The organism is Sphingobacterium sp. SGG-5 (assembly GCF_011043525.1).
In the GTDB taxonomy this organism is placed as follows: Bacteria; Bacteroidota; Bacteroidia; order Sphingobacteriales; family Sphingobacteriaceae; genus Sphingobacterium.
In genome coordinates, this window is sequence record NZ_JAAKGO010000022.1 from 1 (window position 1) to 1,429 (window position 1,429).

Annotated in this window: 2 protein-coding genes; both read right to left on the reverse strand. The window is 40.9% G+C overall.

Annotated elements, in window-relative coordinates:
* Nucleotides 1-32 precede the first annotated feature (32 nt).
* Nucleotides 33-1,016 (reverse strand): transposase, encoded by a 984-nt coding sequence (locus tag G5B30_RS17070; protein ID WP_240903250.1) that lies wholly within the window; start codon nt 1,014-1,016, stop codon nt 33-35.
* The gene (locus tag G5B30_RS17075) at nt 1,009-1,380 is read right to left on the reverse strand and encodes a transposase (RefSeq protein ID WP_317164359.1); all 372 of its coding nucleotides are present in this window, start codon (nt 1,378-1,380) and stop codon (nt 1,009-1,011) included. Before G5B30_RS17075 ends, G5B30_RS17070 begins: the two co-directional genes overlap by 8 nt.
* Nucleotides 1,381-1,429: the final 49 nt, after the last annotated feature.

The window sequence follows — 1,429 nt, forward strand, 5'->3', positions numbered from 1 at the left end:
GGATCAAGCAGAATCTTTGGGGGGGAGGATATTTAAGCATATAATTTCATTACTCTATAAAGGAAGAATTGGGTATCTCTGACCCCACGGAAGATACTTCTGAATGCTTTCAATTTAGCATTAAAGGATTCTGCAGAAGCGTTGGTACTTTTGTTATCGAAGTAATGTAGGATATAGGGATGGTGGGCAGCAATAGATCTGGCTACGCTTTCAAAAGATGTTATCCCTGAGGCTTCCACCTGATTATGCCATAGGCCTAACTTGGTAAATGCGACTTTCTTGTCTTTGCATTTCTGGAAGATATCTCCAAGTGCTATTCCCAGACCATGTGCTTTTTTGAGAAGAGGAAACCGTAGAAATAAGAGCTCTGCCCGGTGCTTTTGACTCTCCGTCCATCTTGTGGGGTGTTTGAATAGCAGATATCTTGACCTTGCTAACAATTGTTTGAGGGTATCACCATTGGATAGTACTTCAGGATCATAAGGAATACCGTTTTTACGTGCTTGGGCAATCTTTTTACTTTCTTCATCTAACACCTGCCAGCGGTATTTGACACGCAGTTCCTGAACAGCATCATAAGCAAGTTTTTGTACATGAAACCGATCGATAACCCGTCTGGCATTCCTGAAACACCTACGGATAGCCTTTGCCATATTGGGAGCCATATCCATCGTTACTTCCCTAACCTTGTTTCTTAGCCTGAGTGGGATACGTTCTAATACAGCGATAATATCTTCTGCCTTTGTTCCTTTAATGGTAGCTACAATAGTCCCTTTTCTTCCTTTGGAAGCTTTGCTGCTTACGATGGTATAAAGTTCACCATTGCTAAAACTGGTTTCATCGATACTGAGCTGTGGGGATATATTTTCAGGAAATACAGTCCAATACTCCGCATGATGCTTTTGATCCCAATCATGAAAGTCGCTCAAGTGATTCTTATACTGATCTTGAAGCTGTTTGCCATCCAACTGAAACAGAAGCCCCAAAAGATGGGCACTGATCGGATAGTTATCCAAATATCCCCTTTAAAAAAAGCCCGAATTCCGTAGTCATTCGAGCACCTTCACGAACAAGGTTCCAATCCCTAGTAATGATTTTCTGTGTATCTAACACCGTCCAACGTCTGCGTCTAATATGAAGAGTAACTTTCTGACCCCTAATGGGAAAGTCTTTAATTTCCGAAACAGGCATGAAACCCTTGGATTCCAGTTTACTGTTTTCATAACCCGAAGGAGCAATATTTTTTTCATCCAAATGGATGTGGAGTTCTTTATCTTTCTGGACAACTTCCATGATATCGAAATAATCTAACAGGCCTTCGGGCATTAATAAGGCTAATAGTCTACGTTCAGCGTCTTGCAAGGTAATATATTTTAACACCCCTAAACTAAGAATTTATTTTTCTCCCCCCAAAGATTCTGCTTGATCC